This is a genomic window from Bifidobacterium sp. POST2/T3 (B1), assembly GCF_058197115.1.
Window position 1 is genome coordinate 1 of the sequence record NZ_JBVPQK010000126.1, and the last position, 7,122, is coordinate 7,122.

At 65.1% G+C, this 7,122-nt stretch carries 8 protein-coding genes; all 8 read right to left on the reverse strand.

The window, feature by feature from the left end; genetic code table 11:
* Positions 1 to 38 precede the first annotated feature (38 nt).
* On the reverse strand, positions 39 to 1,115 hold the full coding sequence (gene ruvB, locus AC0AP0_RS07035; RefSeq protein WP_445342647.1) for a Holliday junction branch migration DNA helicase RuvB: 1,077 nt from the start codon (positions 1,113 to 1,115) through the stop codon (positions 39 to 41).
* A gap of 3 nt (positions 1,116 to 1,118) precedes the next feature.
* Positions 1,119 to 1,730 (reverse strand): Holliday junction branch migration protein RuvA, encoded by a 612-nt coding sequence (gene ruvA, locus AC0AP0_RS07040; protein ID WP_045924419.1) that lies wholly within the window; start codon positions 1,728 to 1,730, stop codon positions 1,119 to 1,121.
* 42 nt (positions 1,731 to 1,772) lie between these two features.
* Positions 1,773 to 2,354, reverse strand: coding sequence for a crossover junction endodeoxyribonuclease RuvC (gene ruvC / locus AC0AP0_RS07045; protein WP_490429881.1), 582 nt, complete (start codon positions 2,352 to 2,354; stop codon positions 1,773 to 1,775).
* Positions 2,355 to 2,358: 4 nt separating this feature from the next.
* Positions 2,359 to 3,114, reverse strand: coding sequence for a YebC/PmpR family DNA-binding transcriptional regulator (locus tag AC0AP0_RS07050; RefSeq protein ID WP_144085973.1), 756 nt, complete (start codon positions 3,112 to 3,114; stop codon positions 2,359 to 2,361).
* A gap of 61 nt (positions 3,115 to 3,175) precedes the next feature.
* Entirely contained in the window at positions 3,176 to 4,462 is a 1,287-nt protein-coding gene (locus AC0AP0_RS07055; protein ID WP_490429882.1) for a glycosyltransferase family 4 protein, read from the reverse strand.
* Positions 4,437 to 5,447: a phosphatidylinositol mannoside acyltransferase gene (locus AC0AP0_RS07060; RefSeq protein WP_490429883.1), complete on the reverse strand. Its 1,011-nt coding sequence runs from the start codon at positions 5,445 to 5,447 to the stop codon at positions 4,437 to 4,439. Before AC0AP0_RS07060 ends, AC0AP0_RS07055 begins: the two co-directional genes overlap by 26 nt.
* A gap of 4 nt (positions 5,448 to 5,451) precedes the next feature.
* A complete protein-coding gene (gene pgsA / locus AC0AP0_RS07065) occupies positions 5,452 to 6,126 on the reverse strand; it encodes a phosphatidylinositol phosphate synthase (protein WP_110412917.1) in 675 nt (224 codons plus the stop codon).
* A 3-nt stretch (positions 6,127 to 6,129) separates the two neighbouring features.
* Positions 6,130 to 7,122: threonine--tRNA ligase (gene thrS / locus AC0AP0_RS07070; RefSeq protein ID WP_490429884.1), on the reverse strand; the 993-nt coding region annotated here is incomplete at its 5' end.

Consider the following 7,122-nt stretch of genomic DNA (forward strand, 5'->3'; position numbering starts at 1 on the left):
TATCAAACGGCGATATGCATTGCTGCGAAGACCCCAGTCTAGAACAGCTTCATGACATCCTCGGGCGGTTTGCGACCCAGGTGCTCCCAGGCCTTGGTGGTGGCCACACGCCCCTTCGGGGTGCGTACCAGGAAGCCCTCGCGCACCAGATAAGGCTCACAGACCGTCTCGACCGTCTCGGCCTCCTCGCCAACCATGGCGGCCAGGTTGTTCAGGCCCACGGGTCCGCCGTCGAAACTGTCGACGATGGCCTTGAGGACGGCCAGATCCAGACGGTCCAGCCCCTCGGAGTCGATCTGGTAGAGGGACAGGGCCTGCTTGACGTCATCAGGGCCGACCTGGTCAAGATCGTGGACTATGGCCCAGTCGCGCACACGACGCAACAGGCGGTTGGCGATCCTGGGCGTGCCACGGGAGCGCAGGGCCAGCTGGTGAGCTGCGTCATCCTGCAGGACGATGCCCAGGACCTTGGCCGACCGCTCGACTAGCTTCTCCAGCTCATCCTCCGGGTAGAAGTCCAGGTGGGCGGTGAAGCCGAAGCGGGCCCGAAGGGGCGAGGGCAGCATGCCCTCACGGGTGGTGGCGCCGATGACCGTGAACCTGGGCAGGGTCAGCGGAATGGAGGATGCTCCGGGACCCTTGCCCACCATGACATCCACGCGGAAGTCCTCCATGGCGATGTAGAGCAGCTCTTCGGCGGCCCTGGGCAGGCGGTGGATCTCGTCGATGAAGAGCACCTCTCCGGCCTCCAGGGAGCTCAGGATGGAGGCCAGGTCGCCGGCATGCTGGACGGCCGGCCCCGAGGTGACGCGGATGGGCACCTCCAGCTCGTGGGCGACGATCATGGCCAGGGTGGTCTTGCCCAGGCCTGGAGGGCCCGCCAGAAGGATGTGATCGGGGGCCACGTCCCGCTTTTTGGCGGCCTTCAGGAAGAGGCCCAGCTGGGCCTTGAGCCGGGGCTGTCCGATGAATCCGTCCAGGGTTTCCGGACGCAGCTCCTCGTCGCTGACCGGCTCGCCTTCGATGGGCTTGGCCGAGACCATCCGCAGGGATTCCTCCTGGGCATCGCCATTCTGGGAGTCGATGTACCCGGTGGACATCTGCTTGTCAGCCATGGGTCAGCGCCCCCTGTCCAGCCGGGTCAGGGCCTGCTTGAGCACCTTGGGAATGTCGGCCGGCTGCAGGGGCAGGGTGTAGCCGCCCTCGCTGCAGGTCTGCTCCACGGCCTGCTCGGCATCACGCTGCAGCCAGCCCAGGGAGATCAGTCCCTCGACCACCTGGTGGGCGCCGTCGTCGGTCTGGGCGGGTCCCTGTCTGCCCGTGCCGGCATCCAGATCCAGCTTGCCGGAGAGCTCGAGGATGATCTTCTGAGCGCCCTTCTTGCCCAGGCCGGGCGCCCGGGACAGGGCCGCAGCGTCGCCGTCGGCCACGGCCTGGGCCAGCTGGTCCGAGTTCAGGGTGGCGAGTATGGACAGGGCCACGCGCGGTCCGATGCCGCTGACCTTCTGCAGCTGGGCGAAGAGGGATTTCGACGTGCGGCTGAGGAATCCGTAGAGGGTCAGTGCATCCTGGGTCAGGGAGAGGGCCGTGTAGACAGTGACCGTGGATTCGGCCCGCATGGAGGCCAGGTCCGACTGGGGCATGCGCACCTCGAACCCCACCCCCGAAACATCGATGACGGCGGAGCCCGTTTCGATGGCGGCCACCCGCCCGGTCAGCATTGCCAGCACTTGATCACCCCTCGATGAAATCGAACGTCTGTTCGAATCAGCTTACATGTCTCGCTGGACTCCCCGATGCCTGCCGTACTTGGCGGAGGCCTGTGCCCACTGCCGTTGGGCCTGGGTCAGATGCTCCTCGCGCTCCCCGCCCTGGATGGCGCCGGCGGGCCTTAGGGCGTGGCAGATGGCCTGGGCCAGAGCGTCGGCAGCATCGGCGGGCTTGGGCAGCTGGTTGAGCCCCAAGATGCGGGCCACCATCCGCTGCACCTGGATCTTGTCGGCCTGCCCGTTGCCGGTCACGGCCATCTTGGCCTCGGTAGGGGTGTGCAGGGCTACGGGAATCCCCCGCTGCGCCGCCCCCAGCATGGCCAGCCCTGCCGCCTGGGCGGTGCCCAGCACGGTGTTGTGATTGGACTGGGCGAAGACCCGCTCGATGGATACCACGTCGGGGCTGAAACGGTCCAGGGCGGCCGTCAGCCCCTCGTAGATGGCCAGCAGGCGCAGGTCCTGACTCTGTTCGGGGTCTGAGCGCACGACGTCCACATGAACAAAGGAAAGCCGGCGCGATGCACCGGCTTCAATAACGCCAACGCCGCATCGGGTGAGCCCCGGGTCGACGCCGAGAACGATCATAAGGTCACTCGTCGTCCAACTGAGCCATGACCTCGTCGGGCGCAGTCCAGTTGCTGTAGATCTCCTGCACGTCGTCCAGATCGTCCAGGTTGTCGATCAGCTTTGAGACCTTGCGGGCGGAGTCCAAGTCCAGGGTGACCTCGCTCTTGGGGTTGAGGACCAAGTCGGCGGAGTCGTAGTCCATGCCGGCATCCTGCAGGGCCTTACGGACGGTGACCATGTCGCCGGGGGCAGTCAGCACGGTGTAGCTCTCGCCGTTGTCCTGCACGTCCTCGGCACCGGCCTCGGCGGCCTTCTCGAAGACCGTATCGTAGTCCAGGCCCTCCGAGGGGACAATGATCTGACCCTTGCGCTCGAAATTGAAGCTGACCGATCCGTTCTGCGCCAGGGAGCCGCCTCCCTTGGTCAGGGTGGAACGGACCTCAGCGGCCGCGCGGTTGCGGTTGTCGGTCAGACACTCGATGATGATGCCCACGCCGGCAGGAGCGTAGCCCTCGTAGACGATGGTCTCGTAGTTGGCTGCTCCAGCCTCCTCGCCCGAGCCGCGCTTGACAGCCCTGGTGATGTTGTCTGCGGGCACGGAGGACTTCTTGGCCTTGACGATGGCGTCGTAGAGGGTGGGGTTGCCGTCGGGGTCACCGCCGCCGGTGCGGGCAGCGATCTCGATGTTCTTGATCAGCTTGGCGAAGAGCTTGCCACGCTTAGCGTCGATGGCTGCTTTCTTGTGCTTGGTGGTCGCCCACTTCGAATGCCCTGACATATGTCTCCTGACGATACGAATGCGTAAACGAATGGAATTCTAGTTCCGCTCTTCGACAATTTTACGGGATTTCAGGCACTTCCGTGGGGGCTTCATCGTAAGGAGAACCAGCCTTCCGACCCACTAGCCTGCCCAGCAGGCCACGGCGATGATCGGGCCGGGCCGCCAGGGCCTGGGCGTAGACATCCAGGACCTGGTCGGTGACCCGCTCCCAGTCGTAGTCGCTGGCCCGCCGCATCCCGCACGAGGCCAGGTTCAGGCGGGCAGGTCGGTCGTCCAGCAGTTCAAGGACCGACCTGGCGCAGTCCTGTGGGTTTCCGGTGACGAACAGACGCGCGCTGCGGCCCTTCTGGGAGACGTCCTCGAAGGCTGGTAGGTCCGAGGCCACAACCGGGCATCCTGCCGCCATGGCCTCAACCAGCACGATGCCAAAGCTCTCTCCCCCGGTCTGCGGGGCTACATACAGGCCCAGGCTGTGGTAGAAGGAGGCCTTGTCCTCGTCGCTGATCCGACCCAGGAAGGTGAAGTGCTGGGCCAGTCCGGGATCGGCGTCCTCAAGTATTTTCCGTGCCTCTGCTTGGCCGTCCCCTGCACACAGGAAGCGGGCTCCGGGCACGCGCTGCAGAATGGCAGGTGCGGCCTGGGCCAAGATTTTGAACCCCTTGCGCTCCTCCTTCATCCGTCCCAGGAATCCGATGGTGGGTTCACGCTCGCTCCCCTGCCATTCCGGGCGTGGACGGGCATTGCGCAGGGCACTGGTCTCGATACCGTTGGGGATGATCTGACTGGGTATGCCCGGCTCGAGCAGATTCCGGGCGTTCTGCATGGCCGAGGGGCTGACGAAGATGGCCTGGCTGATATTGGCCAGGTATCGGCGCAGGTAGCGTCTGGTCAGTCTCAGGGCGAGCGGGGTCGAATCGAAGGCCGCATGGAAGGTGGCCACATAGGGGCAGGGAATGAATCCGGGCCTCAAGGGCTTGTGGCTCAGGGATGGCACCTCGGGCTCGTGCAGGTGCAGAATGTCGAAGTGGCCCTGCCTAACCCACTGCCGGGTCTTGTGACCGGCCACGCCGAAGTAGCTCAGGTTGGCCACGGATCCGTTGTAGGGGATGGAGAAGGAGGAGCCGGTGGTCTGCACCCAGAGGGGCATGTCCTGGGTGCGTCGGCCCGGGGCCAGAACCTGCACCTGGTGGCCACGGTCCATAAGATGCCTTGCGAAGTCGCGGATGTGCAGTTGGACGCCACCCGGGGTCTCGAAGGAGTAGGGCGAGATGATCCCCACTCGCAGAGGCGCCTTGATGGCGGCCCGTTCTTGCTCCTGCTCAGGCCTTTGCTCGGGTGCCTTCATGCCCGTCACCTCTCTTGTTTTTGGATGCCTGGGCCAGGATGAAGTCCGGCAGGTCGTGCATCCGGGAAAGATCCAGATCCTCAAGGAAAATCGGCTGGAGCATGTGCCAGTCCTCGGGATGCTCGCGAATACCCTGGGCCCACTGGTCCACCCAGGCCTGGGTCAGATCGTTGATAGCCTGCTCCCGGGGCATGTCCAGGTAGGTCTCGATGGCGATGGGCCCGTCCACCTGGCAGACATAGCCGTAGGGGGTCTTGGCCTGCCGCCGGCGCTTCCCCGTCAGCTTTTCCCTGTGCATATTCACGGTATAGAGGGGCAGACGGGCATCCAGGGCTATGACGGCAGGACCTGCGGCCACGCGAATCCAGGAGTTGAAGGCCTTGACGAAGACGCCTCGGCGGCTTAGATCCCGGTCGGCCAGTAGGGGCACTACCTGGTCAGGCTTCCGCAGCAGGGTTGTCAGACGGCCGGTGATGTCCGGCTCACCGGTCAGCAGGATGTTCATGCCTAGGCGGCCACGGATGTCCGCAAAGGTTTTGAGCATCCCCTGGTCCCGCAGTCGCTCGGCCACCGTGGTGACCTGGCCGACCGTGGAACAGGCCCAGAAGCCTGCGTAGTCCCAGTTGCCCTGGTGGCCCATGCCGATGGGCAGGGAGCGCAGGCTGATATCGGTCTTGGCCGGATCCGGGTAGGCGTTGCCGCCACCGTGTATGCGTGCCAGCAGCTGCTCTTTGGTGCGTGCCCCTACGGTCAGTGCCTCAACGAAGTAGACAAAGTAGGAGCGCATGCCCTGGCGCGAGGTGCGCCTCAGACTACGACGGTCGGCCTCTGGCATGACATGAGCCAGGTTGCGCTCCAACTGTCTGACGCCGCCTATCCGCAAGAGCCAGCAGAGGTCGGCTGCCGCCAGGAAGAGGCCGCGTAGCAGCCGCTCGGGCACCAGGCGCGCGTGCTGCGCTAGAAAGATGAGCAGTCGGTCCGGCATAGGCTCACTCGTGGTTGGGGTTGGCGGGCTGCGGATTGCGGCTCATGTCCTTGGCGACGTGGCTGATCCGCTGCCAAACGGTGACGATGCCCAGCAGGGCCAGCAGGACCAGGAAGCAGCTGAGCACGGCCAGGGGCAGCCCGGCCCCGGTCAGGGCCATGCCCACCAGGATGATGACCAGCCGGTCCGATCTGGTGGCGATGCCGTTCTTGGCCTCGAACCCCTCGGCCTCGGCCCGGGCCCGTGCGTAGGAGGTGACGAAGGAGGTCATGATGGCGAAGAGCGCTGCAGCCATGCCCACCTGGGCCCAGATGTCGGGACCCTGGTGGCTGCCATCTGCCACCCAGGCCAGTTCGTGGCGGCGCAGGTAGATGATGACCCCGGTCAGGACGGCCCAGTCGGCTATCCGGTCAAGGGTGGAGTCCAGGAAGCCTCCGAATTGGGTGCCTCCGCCGGTTAGCGCGGCCACGGAACCATCCAGGGAGTCGAAGGCCACCAGGATGGCCAGGACGATGGCACCGGGCAGGAGCCAGCCGGTGAACCCGGTCACGATGGCGACCAGGGTGGTGCCTACGGCTCCGATGATCGTGACACCGTTGGCGCTCACGCCCAGACGAACCAGACCGCGGGCGATGGGGGCGATGATGCGCTTCCAGGGGCGCCGTAGATGCTCGAACATTGGTCAGTCCTGACTGCAGGAGGTGTTCGCTCGGAAGTCGTCTGCCGAGTTGATCTGGGCGCGGACCTTGATGGCCTCGTTGATCCAGGCGCGGGCCTGCTCCACGGGCACCCCGTTGAGCTGGCTGCCGTCGCGGAAGCGGAAGGAGACCGCGTTCTTGGAGACATCCTCCTCGCCGGCAATCAGGATGAAGGGGGCCTTGGACTTGGCTGCGTTGCGGATCTTCTTGCCGAAGCGATCGTCAGAGCGGTCGATCTCGCAGCGGACCATGTCGTCGCGCAGCTGGTCCAGCAAGTGCTCCAGGTGGGGAGCGAACTCGTCGGCCACGGGCACAGCCTGCACCTGGACCGGTGCAAGCCAGGCCGGGAAGGCGCCGGCGTAGTGCTCAAGCAAGATGGCGAAGAAGCGCTCGATGGAACCGAAGAGGGCCCGATGAATCATGACCGGCCGCTGGTGGGAACCGTCGGCGGCGATGTATTCCAGCTGGAAGCGCTCGGGCAGGTTGAAGTCCAGTTGGATGGTGGAGACCTGCCAGGTGCGCCCAATGGCATCGCGTGCCTGGACGGAAATCTTGGGCCCGTAGAAGGCGGCGCCTTCGGGGTCGTCAACCAGTTCCAGCCCGGAGTCCTTGGCCACCTCGGCCAGGGTGTTGGTAGCTTCCTCCCAGACCTCGTCGGAGCCGACGAACTTGTTGGGATCCTTGGTCGACAACTCCAGGTAGAAGTCGTTGAGGCCGAAGTCCTTGAGCACCTTGAGCACGAACTGGAGCAGGTTGGTCAGCTCCCCCCTCATCTGGTCACGGGTGCAGTAGATGTGGGAGTCGTCCTGGGTCAGGCCGCGCACGCGGGTCAGGCCGTGTACCTCGCCGGACTTCTCGTAGCGGTAGACGGTGCCGAACTCGAACAGCCGCAGGGGCAGCTCCTTGTAGGAGCGCTGCCGGGACTTGAAGATCAGGTTGTGCATGGGGCAGTTCATGGGCTTCAGGTAGTAGTCGAA